This window comes from Faecalibacillus sp., assembly GCF_047023275.1.
Lineage (GTDB): Bacteria > Bacillota_I > Bacilli_A > Erysipelotrichales > Coprobacillaceae > Faecalibacillus.
Genome location: NZ_JBKYAR010000017.1, coordinates 39,003 through 60,096, shown reverse-complemented (window position 1 = coordinate 60,096; position 21,094 = coordinate 39,003). Strand labels below are relative to the sequence as shown.

21 protein-coding genes are annotated in these 21,094 nt (G+C 29.5%); 6 read left to right on the top strand and 15 right to left on the bottom strand.

Translation table 11 applies throughout. The features are described 5' to 3' along the window. Positions 1-28: 28 nt before the first annotated feature. From ACLVEP_RS07520 to asnB, 4 genes are all read left to right on the top strand, one after another. Positions 29-367, top strand: coding sequence for a hypothetical protein (locus ACLVEP_RS07520; protein ID WP_412583927.1), 339 nt, complete (start codon positions 29-31; stop codon positions 365-367). A gap of 14 nt (positions 368-381) precedes the next feature. After that, positions 382-810 (top strand): NfeD family protein, encoded by a 429-nt coding sequence (locus tag ACLVEP_RS07515; RefSeq protein WP_318000076.1) that lies wholly within the window; start codon positions 382-384, stop codon positions 808-810. Positions 811-822: 12 nt separating this feature from the next. Next, the gene (locus ACLVEP_RS07510; protein ID WP_412583925.1) at positions 823-1,734 is read left to right on the top strand and encodes an SPFH domain-containing protein; all 912 of its coding nucleotides are present in this window, start codon (positions 823-825) and stop codon (positions 1,732-1,734) included. Between the two features lie 72 nt (positions 1,735-1,806). After that, positions 1,807-3,621, top strand: a complete 1,815-nt coding sequence (gene asnB, locus ACLVEP_RS07505) for an asparagine synthase (glutamine-hydrolyzing) (protein ID WP_412583923.1) — start codon at positions 1,807-1,809, stop codon at positions 3,619-3,621. Here the strand turns inward: asnB and ACLVEP_RS07500 are convergent. From ACLVEP_RS07500 to ACLVEP_RS07445, 12 genes are all read right to left on the bottom strand, one after another. Continuing rightward, entirely contained in the window at positions 3,618-3,992 is a 375-nt protein-coding gene (locus ACLVEP_RS07500; protein WP_412583921.1) for a hypothetical protein, read from the bottom strand. The genes asnB and ACLVEP_RS07500 overlap by 4 nt on opposite strands. Positions 3,993-4,032: 40 nt before the next feature. Next, positions 4,033-4,800: a type I 3-dehydroquinate dehydratase gene (gene aroD, locus ACLVEP_RS07495; protein WP_318000660.1), complete on the bottom strand. Its 768-nt coding sequence runs from the start codon at positions 4,798-4,800 to the stop codon at positions 4,033-4,035. A 107-nt stretch (positions 4,801-4,907) separates the two neighbouring features. Next, positions 4,908-5,516: a V-type ATP synthase subunit D gene (locus ACLVEP_RS07490; protein WP_022002292.1), complete on the bottom strand. Its 609-nt coding sequence runs from the start codon at positions 5,514-5,516 to the stop codon at positions 4,908-4,910. 2 nt (positions 5,517-5,518) lie between these two features. Then, positions 5,519-6,961: a V-type ATP synthase subunit B gene (locus tag ACLVEP_RS07485; protein WP_412583919.1), complete on the bottom strand. Its 1,443-nt coding sequence runs from the start codon at positions 6,959-6,961 to the stop codon at positions 5,519-5,521. 12 nt (positions 6,962-6,973) lie between these two features. After that, on the bottom strand, positions 6,974-8,725 hold the full coding sequence (locus ACLVEP_RS07480; RefSeq protein ID WP_412583918.1) for a V-type ATP synthase subunit A: 1,752 nt from the start codon (positions 8,723-8,725) through the stop codon (positions 6,974-6,976). Between the two features lie 11 nt (positions 8,726-8,736). Further along, entirely contained in the window at positions 8,737-9,333 is a 597-nt protein-coding gene (locus ACLVEP_RS07475; RefSeq protein ID WP_318000664.1) for a V-type ATP synthase subunit E, read from the bottom strand. 11 nt (positions 9,334-9,344) lie between these two features. Beyond that, on the bottom strand, positions 9,345-9,653 hold the full coding sequence (locus ACLVEP_RS07470; RefSeq protein ID WP_022002296.1) for a V-type ATP synthase subunit F: 309 nt from the start codon (positions 9,651-9,653) through the stop codon (positions 9,345-9,347). An 18-nt stretch (positions 9,654-9,671) separates the two neighbouring features. After that, positions 9,672-10,106 (bottom strand): ATP synthase subunit C, encoded by a 435-nt coding sequence (locus ACLVEP_RS07465; RefSeq protein WP_022002297.1) that lies wholly within the window; start codon positions 10,104-10,106, stop codon positions 9,672-9,674. A 20-nt stretch (positions 10,107-10,126) separates the two neighbouring features. Next, complete coding sequence (locus ACLVEP_RS07460; RefSeq protein ID WP_412583916.1) at positions 10,127-12,034, bottom strand: V-type ATP synthase subunit I; 1,908 nt, start codon at positions 12,032-12,034, stop codon at positions 10,127-10,129. Beyond that, positions 12,025-13,389: a hypothetical protein gene (locus tag ACLVEP_RS07455; RefSeq protein ID WP_318000667.1), complete on the bottom strand. Its 1,365-nt coding sequence runs from the start codon at positions 13,387-13,389 to the stop codon at positions 12,025-12,027. The genes ACLVEP_RS07460 and ACLVEP_RS07455 overlap by 10 nt, the downstream gene beginning before the upstream one ends. 11 nt (positions 13,390-13,400) lie before the next feature. Then, positions 13,401-14,432 (bottom strand): V0D/AC39 family V-type ATPase subunit, encoded by a 1,032-nt coding sequence (locus ACLVEP_RS07450; protein WP_412583914.1) that lies wholly within the window; start codon positions 14,430-14,432, stop codon positions 13,401-13,403. Between the two features lie 11 nt (positions 14,433-14,443). Further along, a complete protein-coding gene (locus ACLVEP_RS07445) occupies positions 14,444-14,752 on the bottom strand; it encodes a hypothetical protein (protein ID WP_318001121.1) in 309 nt (102 codons plus the stop codon). Positions 14,753-15,171: 419 nt separating this feature from the next. Between ACLVEP_RS07445 and ACLVEP_RS07440 the strand changes: the two genes are divergently transcribed. Continuing rightward, on the top strand, positions 15,172-16,914 hold the full coding sequence (locus tag ACLVEP_RS07440; protein ID WP_412583912.1) for an aminopeptidase P family N-terminal domain-containing protein: 1,743 nt from the start codon (positions 15,172-15,174) through the stop codon (positions 16,912-16,914). A 127-nt stretch (positions 16,915-17,041) separates the two neighbouring features. Then, positions 17,042-18,148, top strand: coding sequence for a 5-methyltetrahydropteroyltriglutamate--homocysteine S-methyltransferase (locus ACLVEP_RS07435; RefSeq protein ID WP_412583910.1), 1,107 nt, complete (start codon positions 17,042-17,044; stop codon positions 18,146-18,148). Between the two features lie 24 nt (positions 18,149-18,172). Here the strand turns inward: ACLVEP_RS07435 and ACLVEP_RS07430 are convergent, their stop codons facing one another. The 3 genes from ACLVEP_RS07430 to ACLVEP_RS07420 all read right to left on the bottom strand — a co-directional run. After that, a complete protein-coding gene (locus ACLVEP_RS07430; RefSeq protein ID WP_412583909.1) occupies positions 18,173-18,691 on the bottom strand; it encodes an ATP cone domain-containing protein in 519 nt (172 codons plus the stop codon). 50 nt (positions 18,692-18,741) lie between these two features. Next, a complete protein-coding gene (locus tag ACLVEP_RS07425) occupies positions 18,742-20,364 on the bottom strand; it encodes a DUF4080 domain-containing protein (protein ID WP_412583908.1) in 1,623 nt (540 codons plus the stop codon). Between the two features lie 39 nt (positions 20,365-20,403). After that, a partial coding sequence (locus ACLVEP_RS07420; RefSeq protein WP_412583906.1) for a D-alanyl-D-alanine carboxypeptidase family protein occupies positions 20,404-21,094 on the bottom strand: 691 nt, incomplete at its 5' end.

The window sequence follows — 21,094 nt, the reverse complement described above, 5'->3', positions numbered from 1 at the left end:
TTGCGGACATTTAGGAAGATATAAAAAGATAGTCAAAAAGACATATATAATTTATAGTACAAACCTTACTTTAAATACCGCTGCCTGTAAACATTTTGAAAATGTACAGTATGTATTATTAGGTGTTGATAAAGAAAATAATTTATTAGGCATTAAACCTGTTGATAAAACAGCAATAGATGAAGGTCTTTATCCAAGCGACCAACTTCACCGTATTTCTATAGGAAAGAGTTATGGTCGTGTTTCTAATAAGAATTTTATTGAAAACCTTGCTAGAGAATATCATTTAGATTTAAGTGATAAACAAGGTCTTAAATATCCTGCAAATTTTGATGTTGTTCACCAAATATTAACGGTTAATCTATAAGGGAGGGATAGATCATGATGTTATGGATATGGCTAGGCATTACAATTGTAGCAGCTATCGTTGAGCTTATTACAATTGATTTAGTAAGTATCTGGTTTACTCTTGGTGGAATTGGTGCTTTAATTGCCTATGCCTTTGGTTTGAGTCAAACACTTCAAATCTGTATTTTTGTTATTTTAAGTATTATTTGTATTGGAGTAAGTCGACCTCTTGCCAAAAAATATTTAAGAACACAAACAGTAAGTACGAATTATGATCGTGTTATTGGTCAACATGGACTTGTTTTAAAAAGAATTGATGCCGATACAAGAGGAGAAGTTAAAGTACTTTCTACACAATGGTCTGCTTGTAGTGTGGATAATTCTACTTTAGAAGAAGGAGATTATTGTGAAATTCTTGCTGTAGAAGGTGCACATCTTGTGGTTAAAAAAATTAATAAATAAAGGAGAAAAAAAATGAATATTATTACTTTGGTTTTTATTATCATTATTATACTTATTATTGTAAGTATTATTGCTTTCGCTATTCGTGTTGTTCCTCAATCAAAAGCATACGTTGTAGAAAGAATTGGGGCTTATAATCGTACTTGTGGTGTAGGACTTCACATTTTAGTACCATTTTTAGACCGTGTTGCTAATAAAGTATCATTAAAAGAACAAGTTGTTGATTTTGCTCCACAACCTGTTATTACAAAAGACAATGTTACAATGCAAATTGATACTGTTGTTTATTATCAAATTACAGATCCACGTTTATTCACATATGGTGTTGATCGTCCTATTAATGCCATTGAAAACTTAACAGCTACAACTCTTCGTAATATTATTGGAGATTTGGAATTAGATGAAACTTTAACATCTCGTGATGTTATTAATTCACGTATGAGAAGTATTCTTGATGAAGCAACTGATCCTTGGGGAATTAAAGTTCATCGTGTAGAAGTTAAAAATATTATTCCACCTCGTGATATTCAAGAAGCAATGGAAAAACAAATGCGTGCTGAACGTGAAAGACGTGAAGCTATCTTACAAGCTGAAGGTAAGAAAACTGCTGCTATCTTAAATGCTGAAGGAGATAAACAATCTACAATCTTAAGAGCTGAAGCTGAAAAAGAAGCTGCCATTGCTAAAGCTGAAGGTCAAGCTGAAGCTTTACGTTTAGTTTATGAAGCTCAAGCTAAAGGGATTACTTATATCAATGATGCACATCCAGATCAAGCTTATGTCACTTTACAAGGTTTTAAAGCTTTAGAAAACTTATCTAAAGGTGATGCTACTAAAATTATTATTCCAAGTGAATTACAAGGAATTGCAGGATTGGCTACTACTTTAAAAGAAGTTGTAAGTGAAAAGAAAGATAAGGAATAGTTAAAAACAGTCTACGGACTGTTTTTTTCATATTCTTTTTTTTATGTCATATAGTATACAGGGTGAATAATGATGTGTGGAATTTTATGTTTATATAATCAACAAAGAAATGTCTTAGATGATTGTGGTAAATTTAATAAAATGTTACGTCTATTGGATCATCGTGGTCCTGATGATTCTAGAACATACTTTGATCAACATGTTTTATTAGGACATTGTCGTCTTTCTATTATTGATTTAAAAGGCGGAAAACAACCTTTTGAATATACTTATCAAAATATTACTTATCGTATTGTTTTTAATGGTGAAATTTATAATATGAATGAATTAAAAAAGCATTTAATTGATTTAGGATTTCATTTTCATAGTCAAAGTGATAGTGAGGTTTTACTTGTTAGTTTTATTGCTTATAAAGAAAAATGTTTAAATATGTTAGATGGTATCTTTTCATTTGTAATTTATTATGAAAATAAGATTTTTGCTTGTCGTGATCAATTAGGCGTCAAACCTCTCTTTTATTATTTAAAAGATGGAGATTTAGTCATCGCTAGTGAAATTAAAGCCATTTTAATGTACATTGGAAAATGTGTCGTTGATAAAACGGGAATCAAGGAACTCTTAGGTCTAGGTCCTAGTCTTTCACCAGGAAGTACTCTTTATAAAGAAATTTATAGTTTAAGACCTGCTCATTACTTATGTTTTGATGGTGAACAGTTAGTAATTGAAAGATATTGGTCACTTCAAAAAAAACCTCATTTAAAAAGTTATGAAGAAACTGTTCAAGATGTACGTTTTCTAGTCAATAGAAGTATTCAAAGACAACTTTTAAGTGATGTTCCCATCTCTTGTATGTTATCAGGAGGATTAGATTCAAGTATTATTACTGCCATCAGTAGCCAATATATTAATCATCTATCAACTTACAGTATTGACTATCTCGACCAAGATAAATATTTCCAACCTTATGATTATCAACTTACAAAAGATAGTGACTATATTGATTTAATGGTCAATCGTTATCATAGTCATCATAATAATGTTGTTTTATCACAAAAGAATTTGATTATCTTCTTAAAACAAAGTTTAATGGCTAGAGATGCTCCTGGTATGGCTGATATTGATTCTAGTTTTCTATTATTTTGTAAAGAAATTAAAAGACATCATAAAGTTGTTTTATCTGGTGAATGTGCTGATGAAATATTTGGGGGTTATCCTTGGTTTTATAAAAAAGAACTTTATAGTTTGGATGCATTTCCTTGGATTAGAGACATTGATCAAAGATTAGAACTTTTAAATGAAAATATAAAAAAATTGAACATTAAAGAATATGTTCAAAACAAATATTATCAATCTCTTAATGAAATAGATTACCTCGATCAAAGTTTCTATGATACTAATAAAAGAAAAATGATTTATTTAAATATTGAATGGTTTATGCAAACCCTCTTAACACGTAGTGACAGTCAATCTATGTATAATGCCGTTGAATTACGTGTTCCTTTTGCCTCAAAAGATATCGTTGAATATATCTATAATGTCCCTTGGAGCTATATGTTTAAAGATCAACAAGAAAAAGCTCTTCTACGCGATGCTTTCAAAGACTTCCTTCCTCAAGAAATCTATAATCGTAAGAAAAACCCTTATCCTAAAACTCATTCCCCATTTTTTCTTACCTATATCAAAAATCTTCTCTTAGAAACACTCAATGATAAAAATAATATTCTTTATCAACTTTTTGATATCAAAAAACTTAAACACTTTATTGAAAACAGTGAAAGCATTGAAGTTCCTTGGTTTGGACAATTAATGATGGGACCACAACTTCTTGCATATTTTTATCAAATTTATATGTGGGGAAAAATATATCATGTAGAATTAGAACTCTAATAAAGTTCTAATTCTATTTCTTGATGATTTAAGCGAATATCTTGAAGGTATTCGTTTTTTACTTTTATTTGTGTATTATTCACTGTTACTTGAGGAATATCTTTAACCCACTCTTGTAACATTTTAGCATAGTTAAGTTTTAAAAAACCATATCTAATACTTCCTTGACTATCAATAATAATATCTTCATTGACATAAGGTCTTGCATCTATGTGAATTTTAGTTTCTATACCTTTATAAACTAAAACCATTCTTATTTGAATATATTGATCTATCTTTATTTGGATATCTTTTAATTTTCCTTTTTCTATAAAGAAACGTTTATAAATAATCCAAACAAGTTTTTCTAAAGTTTTTGCATCTATTTTCATAATCTCACCACTTTATTATATGTATAAAAAATCAAGAAGCCTAGGCTTCTTGAGTATTTTTATGAATAATCTCTAATATTTGATTTAACTCTTGATAATCAATTTGTCCTGGAGCACTTGCTTTTCCTACAGAAGCAAAAGTAATTGCACTTCCAAATTGTTCACCAACTAAACGTGAAGTAAGACCAATAGCTGACATTGACATTGTCACAATTGGTTTTTGAGTATACTCATTTTTTGCTTGAACAGTAAATGAAAGAAGATTTAATAAATCTTGATAATCTTCTGGCATTACTGCAACTTTCATAATATCAGCTTCTAAAGAATCCATAGATCTAAATTTTTGCATCAATGAATCAACTTCAGGCGTTCTATCAAAGTTATGACTTGACATCAACATATATTTACCAGCATCATGAATAAGTGTTCTTAATTCAATTGCCATATTTGTTCCTAACGCTAATTCAACATCATAAATATCAAATGCATTTGCTTCAACTGCCAATTTATAAACATTGAAATAATCTTTTGGATCAATTTCAACTTCTCCACCTTCTGCAGCTGTACGAATCGTTAGAATAATTGGTTTTTGTATTTGTAAGGCAGCAATGTTTAAAAATAAATTTCTTAACGCATCTTCTTGATGGATATTTTCATAAAAATCTATTCTTAATTCAATCATATCTACTTCTAATTCATTAAATTCTTTTAATTTATTTAGAATTGCTTCATCTTGGCTTTCTACAATAGGAACACATACTTTAGGTTTTCCTTCTCCAATGATGACTCCTTTAATTTCAATACTCATATTTACACCTTCTTTGATTATTTAATAATTCAACAGCATAATAATATCATATTTTTTTATTAGCGTGTTAATTTTTTTATAATTTGCAAAAAAAGCATTAAAATTAATTAATGCTTTTGATTTTTTATAACTTTTTGTCTTGAAAATTCTTCACGTTCTTTTTCTTCAAGTGATTCACTAATAAATTTGATTGTTTCTTCAAAACGTGGAATAGAAATATTTTTTAAGGCATTCGCACGTTTTTGTGTTTTTCTAATTGTATTTGCTAAACGATAAACTGAGTTTTCAACTTCAGCTAAAACAACTGTTAATTCTTTAACACGATAGAAACATTCATAAGCATAGTCTACTTTTGAATTAGAACGGTCCATGTTATAACTACATACCATTGGTTGTTTATGATAAGTAATTTTAGGAATTTCTACACCCATAACACTTCGATAAGCAATACTGATTCCATAATCAATAGGTGTTGCAGTAACGAGGTCACTAATCAACCCTAAAGAAATATTTGCTTCTTGTAAAGCATCGTAAGCATTTTGATAAGCTTCCGTAATTTCATCTCTGACCATTTTAACATCATCTAATAATGACATCATTTCTTTAATAAGAACGTTTCTTTTCTTATCTAATAGATCATATCCAAGAACAGCTAATTGTAATTGTTTCTTTGTAGAAATTAAATTTCCTTTTGTTGGAACAACTTTTAAAGCCATAATTAATCACCTGCTTCTTGTAATTCTTTGATGATTGCTTTTTCTTTAATATGGAAACGTTTCATAGCTCTATCATGATCATAATGTTCATCTAACAATTTGTTATCCAAACGATCTAGTGCTTCTTTAGGTAAGACTGAAACTAAATCCCATCCTAAATCTAATGTTTCTTCAATTGATCTATTCGTATCAAAACCTTGATTTAAGAAATGTTGTTCAAATAATTTACCAAATGATAAATATTGTTTATCTAATGGAGATAATTCATCTTCACCGATAACTGATGTTAAAGATTTAACATCTTGTACATGGGCATAACATGCAAATAATTGGTTGGCGATGTCTTGGTGATCTCCACGTGTATATCCTTCCCCGATACCATCTTTCATTAAACGTGAAAGTGATGGTAAAACATCAACTGGTGGATAAATACCTGCTGAGTTTAATTCAGGAGATAAAGTAATTTGTCCTTCAGTGATATATCCAGTTAAGTCAGGAACTGGGTGAGTAATATCATTGTTAGGCATTGTTAAAATTGGAATTTGAGTTACAGAACCTTCTGCACCTTTAATAATACCAGCTCTTTCATATAAAGAAGCTAAATCAGAATATAAGTAACCTGGATAACCTTTACGTCCAGGAATTTCTCCTTTACTTGAAGAGAATTCACGTAACGCTTCACAATATGAAGTGATATCTGTATAGATAACTAATACGTGCATATTTTGTTTATAAGCTAAATATTCAGCTGCAGTTAAGGCACAACGTGGAGTTAATGTACGTTCGATAATTGGATCGTTTGATAAGTTTAAGAACATAACAACTCTTTCCATAACACCAGCTTCTTTAAAACTACGTTTAAAGTAGTTAGCAACGTCATTTGTAACACCCATTGCTGCAAAGACAATGGCGAAACCTTTTCCTGATTCATCAGCAACTTTTGCTTGTTTAACGATTTGTACAGCTAAACGGTCATGTGGTAAACCTGAACCAGAGAAGATTGGTAATTTTTGCCCACGAATTAATGTAGCAAGACAGTCAATTGATGAAATACCTGTATTGATGTAGTTACGTGGATAAACACGGCTTACTGGATTTAATGGTAAACCATTGATATCCATCATTTCTTCTGCATAAATTTCACCTAAACCATCGATTGGTCTACCAGCACCATTGAAGACACGTCCTAAAATTTCTTTAGAAACAGGTAATTCCATTGGTCTACCTAATAATTTAGTCTTTGTATTTTCTAGTGATAAATCATTTGTTCCTTCAAATACTTGGACAACGATTTTTTCACCTTCAATTTGTACAACACGTCCAGAACGTGTTGTACCATTTTTTAATTGAATTTCAACCATTTCGTCGTAAGAGGCACCTTTTACGTGATCTAAAACGACTAATGATCCATTGATTTCATTTAATCCTACATATTGTAGTGCCATTTTTATTTCCTCCTACGCTACAGATTTTAATGCATTATCAATATCTTGATAATAAGTATCTAATTTTTCAATATGATCATTTGGAATATCATATTTCATTTTAATTAATTGTTCAAAAATACCAGTTTCACTAATTGCTCGAACAACTTTACCTTGAGCAACAGCTTCTTGACATTTTTTATTTAAATATAAGATAACATCCATCATCTTTAATTGTTTAGCAAGTGGTACGTATGTATCATCCTTATGGAAAGCATTTTGTTGTAAATAACCAACACGAACCACTTTTGCGATTTCCATCACTAATTTTTGATCTTCAGGTAAAACATCAGGTCCCATTAAGTTAACAATTTCATTTAATCTTGATTCTTCAGCAAGAATGAATGAAAGTTGTTGACGATCACTAACAAAGTTAGAACCAACATTTTGATCATACCATTTTTCAAGATCATAAACATAATCACTATAAGATTGAGTCCAGTTAATTGCGAAATAGTGACGTGCGTAAGCTAAGGCTTTATCTAAGGCCCAGAAACATCTTACGAAACGTTTTGTATTTTGAGTAACTGGTTCTGAGAAGTCTGCTCCTTGTGGTGATACGGCACCGATGATAGATACAGAACCTTCTTGTCCGTTTAAAGTTTTCATATATCCAGCACGTTCATAGAATTGAGACAAACGTGATGGTAAGTAAGCTGGGAATCCTTCTTCAGCTGGCATTTCTTCTAGACGACCAGAAATTTCACGTAACGCTTCTGCCCAACGTGAAGTAGAATCGGCCATGATTGCACAGTGATATCCCATATCACGATAATATTCAGCTAAAGTAATTCCTGTATAAATACTTGCTTCACGTGCCGCAACTGGCATGTTTGAAGTATTAGCAATTAAGACAGTTCTATCAGTTAATGGTTTACCACTCTTAGGGTCAATTAACTCACTAAATTCTTCAAGAACTTGAGTCATTTCGTTTCCACGTTCTCCACAACCAACATAAATAATAATGTCAGCATCACACCATTTAGCGATTTGGTGTTGTGTCATTGTTTTACCAGTACCGAAACCACCTGGAATAGCAGCAGTTCCACCTTTAGCAATTGGGAATAATGTATCGATAACACGTTGTCCTGTTACTAAAGGAATAGAAATTGGTAAACGTTCTAAAGTTGGACGTGCTTGTTTAATTGGCCATTTTTGACATAATGTACATTCATGAATTTGACCATGTTCATCTTCAATTTTCATTACGACATCATTAATTTTATATTGACCATTTTCTTTTACTTCAACAACTTTACCACTTAAAAGTGGTGAAAGCATACATCTATGTTCAATTAAATCTGTTTCAGGACATGTTGCATAGATGTCTCCACCTTTTAAAACATCTCCTACTTTTACTTTCATTGTAACGTCCCATAATTTTTCAACATCAAGTGAATCAACATCACTTCCAGCTTCAATAAAAGCACCTGATTGTTCAGCAATTGCTTTTAATGGACGTTCAATCCCATCAAAGATATTTCTTAAAATACCAGGACCTAATGTAACACAAATTGGTGATCCTGTAGAAATAACAGGTTCTCCTGGTTTTAAACCAGTTGTTGTTTCATATACTTGGATAGTTGTTAAATCTTTAGAAATTGAGATAACTTCACCCATTAATTTAGCATGACCAACATAAACCATTTCTAACATTGAAAAGTCTTTGGCATTTCTTACTTTAACAACGGGACCATTAATAGAATAAATTACATTTTCACTCATCTTTAATCCCCCTATTTAATCATCAATCCAGAAGTCTTATAGAACCAATCTTTTTGACCTTCTAAATTTGAATCTAATGATTCATCTACTACAACATTTGTTGCTTTATTTTCAATAATGAACCCACCTAATTGAATTTGTTGACCTTCTTCAACTTCAATTGGTAAAGCATATGCTTTCTTTAAATCATCTGCATATTTTAAATCATCTTTTCTTACATATAAAACACAATCAGTCATTTGATATTCATCACTTACTGCTTTTACATGACTTGTAAGATATTCAAAATAATCAGAACTGTTCACAAATTCAACAAGTTTATTTTTTACTTCTGTAAAAATCGTATTAACATATTCTTCTCTTTTTTCAACTAATTTTTTTAGTCTTTCTTCTAATTGAGCTGAAGCTTCAATACTTGCTTTAGAAGAAATTTCTGCTAATTCTTTATCTAATTGATGTTTGGCATCAATTTCAGCTTCACCTCTTAATTGGTTATAAGCTTCTTGTTCAATTGCTTTTGCTTCATCTAAAATTTCTTTTTCTTCAGCAGATGAAATTTTTTCAATTTCATCTTTGATATAAAGAAAGACTTGATCTTTTTTTTGCATAGCACTTTCTCCTATAACTTAACTCCGATTGCTTCTGAAACATATCTATCAATCGTTTCACCAATTTTAGAATTTCCATGTCTATCTGGAATTTCTACAAGCAATGGTTTTTGTTGTTTTAATTTTATTTCAGAAATAACATCAGGAGCTAATTCAATTAATTTCGTTGTAATTAAAATCACACCTATGGATCTATCTTTCATTTTTGTTTCCAAAACTTCAAGAAAATCACGTCTTTTATGAACAACTTCTCCTTCGATACCGACAAGTCTTAAACCCATTTCAGTATCGACATTGTCACTTATTAAATAAAATTTCATAAAAAATCACTCTCTAAATTAGATTTTGTTGATGATTAAGATAGAGATTAATAAACCATAGATAGCTACCCCTTCACCTAAGGCAACGAAGATTAATGATTTACCAAAGTTCTTTTCATTTTCAGAGAAAGCTCCGATAGCTGCTGGAGCTGCTGCTGCAACGGCAATACCTGCACCTAAAGCAGAGAACCCAGTTGATAAAGATGCTGCTAAGAATCCTAAACCTTGAGCGATTGTACCAGTGATTGTAGCAACTTCACCTGCTGCAAATACACTTGAATTAGACATAGCAACTAATAAACATAAAACAACTGCACCAGCGAAACCACTGATATGAACACCTAATCTTCTTTTAGCGCTTTGAGCTGATACTTTTCCTGTAAATACTTTAATTAATGGTAATGTTAATAAAACTACTGCAACTAATGGTAATAAAATTTCTAATACTGTCATAATAAATTTCCTCCTTGAATTTAATCTTCCTTAATAGTTTTAAATGGAATTCCATTTCCTTCATAATAACGTGAAAACATTTCATAGAATTCAAGACGTAATACTTGAATACCAACAATCAATCCTTCAAGACACATTACGAAAATGTTTCCTAAAATCAAGACGATGATTTCACCAAATCCTCCTACCATTTCAGCAAGAGTATAAACAACAAGCATCATACCAGCATGTGATAAAACGAATCCCCCGACACGCAAGAATGACATTGTGTTTGTAATAAATGATAAGACTACTTCAAATAATTCGAAGAATCCTTCAACAAAGAATGCTCCAAAACCATTTGGGAACATTTCACCATGTTCTTCTAATTTTCTAATTAATGGTTCTTTTAAGAACATTAAGATAAGTGGTAACACAATTAAAATTAAAATATAGAAAATATTTACAAAATGTTGTCCTGTAAGCATTCCAAGTGCTGCACCAATAACAGCAACGTAGAATGTAACCCCACATAAACCATTTTGACTTAAAATTGCTTCACCCATATTTTTCTTTTTAAAGTTCAAAATAATATTGAATGTCATTGAAACAAGAATTAAGACAATACCAAGTCCAATGGCAGCCATTAATAAAGTCATTGTATTTTCTGGTGACATTGCATTAAAGAATGAGAAACCTTTAAAATATTCAGATAAGATTTCTTCATTTCCAAAGAATGAACCAAAGAACACACCGAAGATTGCACTGGAAATACCTAAACGAACTCCCACGCCACCTAATTTTAATTTAAATTTCTTTTCAGCGACTAAGCCTACTAAAGAAAGAATAATACCTTGTCCTAAGTCACCAAACATAATACCAAATAATAATGTATATGAAATAGCAACTAATAAAGTTGGATCTACATCATTGTAACGAGGTACACCATACATTTCGACAAACATTCTAAATGGTCTTGCAAACCATGAGTTTTTAAGTCTTGTTGGTGGTTCTAGACGTACATCAGATGTAGCAGGTAATACTTCAAGTTTAACACCATCAATACTTTCAAAAGTGTTTTTGAAGTTATCTAAATCACTCTTAGGGACAAATCCATGAACATTTAATTTATCACCTAATTTAACAATGTATTTTTGCATTGCATAAACTGAATTTAATTTTTTCGCAATACTGTAAATACGTGTTAATTCTTCCATATTTTCTGAAATTGTTTTATCAATTCGACTTTGTAAGTCTTGGCTATATTGTTTAGCTGAATCAGATTCATTTTGAATTTCTTGTTCAGCTAATTCACATGAACCATGAACAAATTCAGGAATATGAATTTTTTCAAAATAAAGCGATGTGAACACATTATCCACTTCAGGAGCATCTGTAGGTGTTGTCATATACATACACCAGACATATTTATCATCTCTTTCAAATGCTTTATAAACAAATGGTAATGTTTCATAATACTCTAACTTTCCTTCATTATTGAGAGGAAGTTTACCGAATCTTATTTTTAAATATCTTGTTCCGAATAATTGATCAAAGTCAATATTTGAACCTTCAACATGTTTTAAAGTAATGATGGCTTCATCATTTTCACCAATCATCTTTTCTAATTCTTTTTTTACAGCATCAATACGGTCAATATCTAAAAATAAATCATCTAAAAATTCTTTAGCTCTAAATACATTGAGTTGCGAATCAGTTTCAACTTCAGGAACTTCGAAATGATACTTCGCTTTCATTTCTTCAATTCTTGTTAACAATTCTTCATAAAGATTGTCATTGTTGTAAGCTGAAAGACCAGCAACACTATCCGTAAACTTACTTGCTAGCTCGGGATGAAAATCATCTCTTTGATAAAGTTCAAGTAATACATCATTACAATTTTCTTTATCAAAATCAAGACTAACTAAGTTTAATTTTGCTATTGCCATGACAGTCCCCCTTTACTCTTTATTGATCTTTTTGTCACTTTTTTTACTAAGCTACAAACTAATACGACTGCAATATTTATAGCGAAGAATAAACCGATTTGTGCAGCATAATTTGTACCAATAGAAATAATTGGATCATAAAGTGACATACTATAGAAGACTGTTCCACTTAATAGTCCTCCAATTGTAACAGCAGCTCCTACACGTTGTAGTAACTTACTGATGTTACCTTTGACAATAAGTGATAATAGGATACATAAAATACCTACTCCTAAATCACCAACTAAAACAAGTGCTGAAAGCATCATCACAAGTCCAGCTAAAATAGTTGGATCAAATTTTTCACCTGATTTAAATGTAAATAAACATTCAAACGGTTGGAAAAATGCATTATTTTCAACATATACAGGACCTTCAACACCTTGATCTTGATATGTATCAATAGGAAGTTCATGAACAGTAATTCCTGGAACACTCACAATTCCTTCTAATTCTTCTTTATTAAATGAACTGAAAGCATAAATAGCTGCTTTTGTTTTTAAATCAACAACATATTTACCTTTTTTATATAATTCTTTTAAACGATAAGCTTTCCAGAAGTCACCTAATAATTGTTCTTCATTATCTTCTTTTACTTTTTCAATACGTTGATCAAGTTCTTGAAGATAAGCTTCCATTGTTTTATTTTCTGCTTTTAATTCAGCAACTGCTTCTTCCATTTTACCATGAGCAAATTTTGGAAGTTTTACTTCTTCAAAATTCATTGAAGAGAAAATGTTATCAATTTCACCAATACTATGTTCAACACCACCATAAACGATCCAAGCAAATTGATCAGTATGTGATAATTCTTGATAAACAAATGGATAACTATCAAAATATTTGATTTTTTCAATTTGTGATAAAGGTAATTTACCAAATCTTAAAGCAACATATTTTAATTCATGAATATCATCAATTGAAATACGATCACGATTTAAACATGTAATTAATTCAATTGCTTCTTGATTTTCATAATAATCTTTTTTAATTCCTCTTTTAATTTCATTAATATCATCTAATTTTTGATGAATTTCAGAAATATAATCTAAGATTTCACGAACATTTAAAAATGCACTTTGAACAGGTCTATCTACTTTTTCAATATGCAAGACATCCATTACATTATAAAGTTCGTCTAACACTTCGTTATATGGGTTTCTATCTTCCATAGAAGTTGCATGATCTAAATTAGAAATCACTTTCTTCGCTTTAACTGGATAAATAGAATCTTGATGATTTTCAATTTTCATCAAAACTTCCATATAATCATCTCTAGAGAAAACAATGTTATATAAATGTGTATTCTTAATCATTTTTTCCCCTCCTATGCATAGATTAATGTATTTTCAATTTTTGAAACAGGTTGATTGTAACGAATACCTTCAATAATATGTTTCAAGTTATCAATTTCAATTCTTTGTAAAATACAATAAGTCATATAAACAAGTGGTGCGCTATTTGAAAAACGCATATATCTTTTTGCGACATTGTATTGAATACTATCAGCATAATATTCAATATAAGCAAATTCTTTATCATCCATATAGAAGTTATATTTAGAAGTCGATAATAAAGATAATACTTCTTTAGGACCGCTTGCTGCGATTAAACGATTCATCATATCTTTTGGCAATCTTGAATATTGTAAAAAGAGTGAACTTCTGATTGAATCTTCTGATTCATGGAAATATTGTTTATAACGATAAATTTTAGAAATATTTTTTAATTCAATAGAAGTATAAAGAATATTTAATAAATCTTTTTGAACACTTCCTTTGAAATGTTTCTTGATCGTTTCAACGATATTTTCATAATAAAGTGATTGTAAGCACATATGAACTTCTTTAACATCAAATGGTACTGAAAAATCAATTTCTTTAAGAACTTTATAATATCTTGTTTTAGAAAGATATTGTAAAAGATCTTTAAAGGATTCAATGTTTACTAAACCATCAATATTAAAACTTGTTTTTTTCGCTAAATAAGTAGGAATAGATAAATTAAAACTATATTGTTCTTTAGCTTGTAAAGAAACAAGTTTATCCATAATTAAATTAATTTCTACTCCCATGATTTCAAATAAATAAAAGTCTTCATCAGCTTTTGGTGAATATTTCATCAATTTAGCACAACGATGATAATACTCTTGATTCAAACAATCTTCTATTTGACCACGATGAACATGTCTAATATTAATATCTTTTAAGGCATCAGCATAACTTGTTTGAGATTTTAAATAAGAAACAACTTCTCCAATTGTTTGTTTTCTTGTTAAATCAAGATAAATATTCTTATTTAAACGTCCACCATACATTGATTTAGCTTTTGCACATAAGGCATTTGAAGAAAAAGACATTTTCTCACCTTCTATTTAGTACATCTATTAAAGATTTCTTCTACCCATTTATCTTTATTTTGAGTAAATAAATCTTCCATATTTTTCATTGATTTATGAAATTCATTTTCTTGTAATTGTGCTTCTTCTTTATTCTTATCCAACAAATCTTGTTTATGTTTTTCTAACTGATCTTGTTGGCTATCAATATACTCACTATAAATTGTAGATTTTTGCGACATCATACTTGATTGAGCTTCTGCTTTTTTCTTTTTCGCAAGATCTACTTTTTCTACGCATTGGCGATCGAATTCTATTAACTTTTGAATAATATCATCCATCTTATTTTCCCCCTTCTTCTCGTCGAGGATTATTGTACTCTCATTCTTTTAAAATTCAACAAATATAGTCTTCAAATCAACTACAAATGATAAACTTTTAACTATTTTATAAGAATTTATCAATAATCTTCTTTAAAGAAGTATCCATAAAACAAAAACACCCTTCCATTTCTTTGTGTTGTTCATGTCACTTCTAACGGATGTGGCGCTTGCAATACAGACCTCTTCTTATTTCGCACGTTATTCTACTCCTTATTTTCAAGATTTGTCAATAGACAAATTTACACATTTGCGTAAATCCGCCAAATCCTATGCCACACGCTACTTTCAAGAAAAAAAGCACCCAAAAAATTCACCCTTTTATAAGACTTTTAATTCCTTATAGTAAGTGTTAAAATTAAATAGCTTAGGAGGTAATTATGATTAATCAAAGAATTGCAAAATTAAGACAACTTATGAAAGAAAAAGGCATTGATCTTTATATCATTCCTACAAGTGACTTTCATCAAAGTGAATACGTAGGAAGTTACTTTGAAGCTCGTCATTATATGTCAGGTTTTACAGGTTCTGCAGGAACTCTCGTTGTCAGAGAAAATGAAGCTTATCTATGGACAGATGGTAGATATTTTATTCAGGCAGAAAAAGAACTTGCTGGAAGTGGTATTGAATTAATGAAAATGCGTACACCAGGTGTTCCTACAATTAAGGAATATATTGAAAAGCACCCTGATGATACTATAGGTTTTGATGGTCGTGTGATGGCTTATCATGAATGTCAATTTACAAATCATATTAAAGCTAATGAAGATCTTGTAGATCTTATCTGGGATAATCGTCCAGAACTTTCTCATGAAGAAGTTTATTTATACGATACAAAATATTGTGGTGTTTCTAGAAAAGAAAAATTAGAAATCATTAGAAAAGAAATGAAAGATGCTAAATATCATTTAGTAACAACATTAGATGATATTGCTTGGATCTTTAATATTCGTGGAAATGATGTTTTATGTAATCCTGTTGCTTTAGCTTATGCTTTAATTGATCAACAAGGAGCTACTTTATATTTAAGAAAAGAAGCAGTTTGCCAAGAGGTAATTGATGAATTATTAAAAGATCAAATCGTTGTTAAAGATTATTTTGATATTTATGAAGATATTAAACATATTGATGGAAAAGTATTATTAGATACTAAATCTGTTAACTATGCTTTAGTGAGTCCTCTTCATCAAGAAAATATCATTGATCAAACAAATCCTAGTCAACTACTTAAATCAATTAAAAATGAAACAGAAATCAAAGCGACTAAAGATGCTCATTTACATGATGGTATTGCTGTTACTAAATTTATGTATTGGTTAAAAACAAATATTGGAAAAACAGAAATGGATGAACTTTCTATTTCTAATAAACTTTTAGAATTTAGACAACAACAACCAAATTTCAAAGATATTTCTTTTACAACAATTTGTGCTTATCGTGAAAATGCTGCTTTAATGCATTATCATCCAACAGAAAAACAATATTCTAAAGTAGAAGCTTCTCATTTATTATTAATTGATAGTGGTGGACAATACTTAACAGGAACAACAGATATTACTAGAACATTTGTTTTAGGTGAAATGACTCAAGAAGAAAGAAAAGACTTTACGATTGCTTTAAAAGCCATGTTTAGATTACAAAATGCTCATTTTATTGAAGGTGTGACAACTGGTGCTAATTTAGATATTTTAGCACGTGGTGTCATCTATGATTATGATTTAGATTATCGTTGTGGAACAGGACATGGTGTTGGTCATTTCTTAAATGTTCATGAAGGACCTAATGGTATTCGTCCAAAGAGTCTTTATGGTCATGAAGCATGTATCGTTCCAGGCATGATTACAACAGATGAACCAGGTGTTTATGTAGAAGGTAGTCATGGTATTAGACATGAAAATGAACTTTTATGTGTAAAACATACTGAAAATGAATATGGAACATTCTTAAAATTTGAACCTATTACTTATGTTCCATTTGATATTGCTGGTCTAGATTTAAATTATTTATCAAATCATGAAATTGCTTCTATTAATGAATATCAACAATATGCCTTTGATCATATTAAAGATGACTTAACTCAAGAAGAAAAAGATTGGTACTTAAATAATTTATTTATTAAATAACAAGAGAAATCTTGTTATTTTTTTAAAATTGATATAGTTTTAAACTATATCAAACGGTAAAAAATATGTATTTTACAATATCATTTATGTTTTTTATACTTTTAGTAACAACAAGGAGGAAGTAAAAATGAACGCACCTTATAAATATGATATTGTAGGAAGTTTTTTAAGAGATAAAGAAATTAAACAAGCAAGAGAAGAATTTGCTTTAGGTAAAATAACACTTCAACAATTAGAAGAAGTTGAAAATAAATCTATCGAAAATCTTGTAAATGAAGAAAAAGCAGTTGGTTTAAAAGCTGTCACTGATGGTGAATTTAGAAGAGCTTTTTGGCATTTAGATTTTTTATGGGATTTAAAAGGAGTAGAAAAAGTATCTGTTGAACATTTTTCAATTGCTTTTAAAGGACATCAACCAAAAAGTCAAACATTAAAAATTGTTGATCAAATTGATTTTCCAGAAGATCATCCATTTTTAAAACATTTTAAATTTATGCAAAGAGTATCAGGAGATACAGAAGTGAAACAATGTATCCCTTCTCCATCAATGCTTCATCTTATTTGTTGTATTAGAGAAGAAAATTACCAACCTATTGAAAGATATCAAGATGATGATGTTTTATTAAAAGACATTGCTTTAGCTTATCAAAAAGCTATTAAAGCTTTTTATCAAGCTGGTTGTCGTTATCTTCAATTAGATGATACTTCATGGGGAGAATTCTGTTCAAAAGAAAAAAGAGAAGTTTATAAGGCAAGAGGAATCGATGTAGATGAACTTGCTAAAAAGTATGTAAAAATGATTAATCTTGCTTTAGAAGCTAAACCTGATGATATGGTTATTACAATGCATATTTGTAGAGGCAACTTTAGATCAACATGGTTTACTTCAGGTGGATATGAACCAGTTGCAAAAACTTTATTTGGAAATTGTCATGTTGATGGATTCTTCTTAGAATACGATAGTGAACGTGCTGGTGGCTTTGAACCTCTTCGCTATATTAAAAATCAAAAAGTTGTTTTAGGTCTTGTCACTTCTAAAGATGCTAAACTTGAAAACAAAGATGAAATTATTAAACGTATTCATGAAGCAGAAAAATATGTTCCATTAAATCAATTAGCATTGTCTCCACAATGTGGTTTTGCTTCAACAGAAGAAGGAAATTTACTTACTAAAGAAGAACAATGGAATAAGGTCAAACTTGTTAAAGAAATTGCTGAAGAAGTTTGGCAATAATAAAAGGAACTCTCGTTCCTTTTATTATTTTATAGCTGATTTTAACGTTTCTTCTGTCATTGCAAAAGTTTCCGCTACTTTTTGATAGATGATTTCTTCATCAATATGTAGTTCTTTTAAAAGTTTAACAATTTTTTTAAGATCTTCTTTTCTAGTTTTATCCATTGCATCATTCATCAAGTTTTCAAAAATATCAAACAAATTAATATCATCACTAGATTCATTTTCAATACTTTCCAATAAAATAGATTTCATATCACGAGAACGACTTCTTTTATCACGATATAAAATATAAGCCTTAGCTACTCTTACATAGCCTTCTTCAATTAAAATTTCTTCAACCGTATCTTGAACAAGTTCCACTGTTGGTAAAGTACTTTCTTTTTCCTCTAATCTTTTTTCTACATCATGAGCAATAGCATATACTTTCTTTAATTCTACTTTATCAAAACATGCACTAAAGGCTTTATAAAGCGCTCCAGCAATTTTGTCTACTTCAAAGTCAACTAAACGCCCATCTCTTTTTCTAATACTTTTAATCATACAAAGCCTCCTATCTATCTATAGTATAATGAAATTTTTATTTAATTTCATTAGATATGATATTTTTCTACATGGACTTGATAATTTTTATAAATTACTAAAATATAATCTTCTTTTAATTTTTCAACAATACCATATCTAAAGACATCTTCTTGATTTAATTGATATTTTTCTATTAATTGATGTTTGATTTCTTTTTCATTATCAATTCTTGTCTTCCACCATTTTTTAGGTTTAACTTTGGATAATCTTAAATAGTCTTCTATTAATTCATCTTCATATTGTCCTTTTAAGTAAAGATTGATATATTGAAATAATTCATCTAATTGAAAACCAAAGAATTTAAATTGTTGAGCTTGGTAAAATTCACCCAAATCTAAAAAGAAATAAAATGGTGACTTACATTGTCTTAAGACTTTATTCATTGTTATTGGCATTCTTCCTGAATTCCAATATTTTTGTAACATATCTTCAGCTAAATGGATTTTTTCAATATCTTCTTTAGATAAATCATGACTCTCTATTAATTCATAAGGAGCATGTTTTTCATAAATATAACCATATTTATCAGCTTCTTTTCTTAAACTTGTTCCTCTTAAAAGTTTTAAGAAACCTAATTGTAATTCTTTAGGATATAATCTAAAAACATCATCAAATGATTTTGAGAATCTTTGTAAGTTTTCTAGTGGTAATCCAGCTATTAAATCTAGATGAAAATCTATTTTATGATTTTGTTGAAGTTGTCTAATAACATCACATAGACGTTCAAAGTTTTGATATCTTTGAACAACTTTATTTGTTGGTTCATATGTTGATTGAATACCTATTTCAAATCTAAGTAAACCATCAGGTGCTTCTTCATTAATAAAATCAATGATTCTTTGATCTAAAACATCCCCATTGATTTCAAATTGTAATTGAACACCTGGATGACAGTTTTTAAAAACAAAATCTAATATTTCTAAAGCATGTTCTGTTTTAGCGTTAAACGAACGATCTAAAAGCTTAATTACTTTGACATCTGTATTTAAGATTGCTTTTAATTGTTGTTTTAAATAATCCATTGAAAAGAATCGTAATCCTTTTTCTAATGAAGATAAACAATATTGACATTGATAAGGACATCCTCTACTTGTTTCAAAATACAAGATTCTATTTTTCATATCCTTCATGTCTCTTTCTAATAAATAAGGAGACTCCAATGTTTCTAAATAACTTAAATCAACTGGTGGAATCAAACGTGAATCTCGATGTTCTTTTGTACTTACACCTTGAAGATCAACTTCTTCATTATTTTCTAAAGCCGTAAGTAATTGGTTTAAAGCAACTTCTCCTTCACCAGCCATAATATAATCAATTTCAAATTCATCTAAAAAATGATCAATTTCATAAGTTACTTCTGGTCCACCAATAATAATCTTTAATTCAGGTTTTCTTTCTTTTAATAAATGACATAATTTTTGAATATGATCTACATTCCAAATATAGACACTTAAACAAAGAACATCCAAATTCATTGATAAAAGATCATCTACAACATGATTTAAATCATCTTTAATAGTATATTCTTTAAAATCAATATCATGATTATCTTTACAAGCTACATAAAGAAGTCTTAAAGCTAATGATTTATGGATAAATTTTGAATTTAATGTTGTTATTAATGTTTTCATAATCACTCTATATAAAAATCTAGAGAAAACTCTAGATTTTTAATCTTTCTTAAATTTTGGAATAACGTTTTTATATAAACAATATTCTTCTAATGTCCAGTTTTGATCTTTAATTTCTTTAGCCACTTTGATACCTACATAACGTAAATGCCATGGTTCATGAGAAATTCCTGTAATACCATCTGTACCTTCTGTAAAACGAACAATAAAACCATATTTTGCACAGTTTTCAACAACCCATTTATATTCTACTGTATCTCCAAAAACAAGTCTTTGTTTATCAACAACACTTTGAGCTGTCATATCAATTCCAAGTCCTGTTTGGTGTTCACTCGCTCCCGGAGTTGCTACATATTCAGCAGCATAAGCACCACCGTATTTTTGTTCAGTATCTTGATAGATTTTTTCTTGTTCTTCATATGAACGATAACCACTATTTAATAATAAGTGCATTCCTTCTTTTTTAGCATCTTTAATCATTTTAACTAAAGCATTTGCTGCTACTTTTCTAAGTTGTGGATGATCACATGTAGGAGCTACATATTTACTATCTAATTCTACTAAATCATTTGGTTCATAATCATTTAAATAAAAACCTTTTTTTACAAGTGTTAAATAATCATCTGGATTTGCAATATTATATTTAACTTTTGCTTGTCCATTACTTGAAACAATAAAAGGATAATTCACAATATTAACAGCATAATTATAATCTTTAACTGTATTATAT

Bases quoted from the DNA above. Each gene is read 5' to 3' on its own strand.
- ACLVEP_RS07515 (WP_318000076.1), top strand. From the start codon at position 382: ATGATGTTATGGATATGGCTAGGCATTACAATTGTAGCAGCTATCGTT.
- ACLVEP_RS07510 (WP_412583925.1), top strand. From the start codon at position 823: ATGAATATTATTACTTTGGTTTTTATTATCATTATTATACTTATTATT.
- asnB (WP_412583923.1), top strand. From the start codon at position 1,807: ATGTGTGGAATTTTATGTTTATATAATCAACAAAGAAATGTCTTAGAT.
- ACLVEP_RS07500 (WP_412583921.1), bottom strand. From the start codon at position 3,992: ATGAAAATAGATGCAAAAACTTTAGAAAAACTTGTTTGGATTATTTAT.
- aroD (WP_318000660.1), bottom strand. From the start codon at position 4,800: ATGAGTATTGAAATTAAAGGAGTCATCATTGGAGAAGGAAAACCTAAA.
- ACLVEP_RS07490 (WP_022002292.1), bottom strand. From the start codon at position 5,516: ATGGCTTTAAAAGTTGTTCCAACAAAAGGAAATTTAATTTCTACAAAG.
- ACLVEP_RS07485 (WP_412583919.1), bottom strand. From the start codon at position 6,961: ATGGCACTACAATATGTAGGATTAAATGAAATCAATGGATCATTAGTC.
- ACLVEP_RS07480 (WP_412583918.1), bottom strand. From the start codon at position 8,725: ATGAGTGAAAATGTAATTTATTCTATTAATGGTCCCGTTGTTAAAGTA.
- ACLVEP_RS07475 (WP_318000664.1), bottom strand. From the start codon at position 9,333: ATGCAAAAAAAAGATCAAGTCTTTCTTTATATCAAAGATGAAATTGAA.
- ACLVEP_RS07470 (WP_022002296.1), bottom strand. From the start codon at position 9,653: ATGAAATTTTATTTAATAAGTGACAATGTCGATACTGAAATGGGTTTA.
- ACLVEP_RS07465 (WP_022002297.1), bottom strand. From the start codon at position 10,106: ATGACAGTATTAGAAATTTTATTACCATTAGTTGCAGTAGTTTTATTA.
- ACLVEP_RS07460 (WP_412583916.1), bottom strand. From the start codon at position 12,034: ATGGCAATAGCAAAATTAAACTTAGTTAGTCTTGATTTTGATAAAGAA.
- ACLVEP_RS07455 (WP_318000667.1), bottom strand. From the start codon at position 13,389: ATGATTAAGAATACACATTTATATAACATTGTTTTCTCTAGAGATGAT.
- ACLVEP_RS07450 (WP_412583914.1), bottom strand. From the start codon at position 14,432: ATGTCTTTTTCTTCAAATGCCTTATGTGCAAAAGCTAAATCAATGTAT.
- ACLVEP_RS07445 (WP_318001121.1), bottom strand. From the start codon at position 14,752: ATGGATGATATTATTCAAAAGTTAATAGAATTCGATCGCCAATGCGTA.
- ACLVEP_RS07440 (WP_412583912.1), top strand. From the start codon at position 15,172: ATGATTAATCAAAGAATTGCAAAATTAAGACAACTTATGAAAGAAAAA.
- ACLVEP_RS07435 (WP_412583910.1), top strand. From the start codon at position 17,042: ATGAACGCACCTTATAAATATGATATTGTAGGAAGTTTTTTAAGAGAT.
- ACLVEP_RS07430 (WP_412583909.1), bottom strand. From the start codon at position 18,691: ATGATTAAAAGTATTAGAAAAAGAGATGGGCGTTTAGTTGACTTTGAA.
- ACLVEP_RS07425 (WP_412583908.1), bottom strand. From the start codon at position 20,364: ATGAAAACATTAATAACAACATTAAATTCAAAATTTATCCATAAATCA.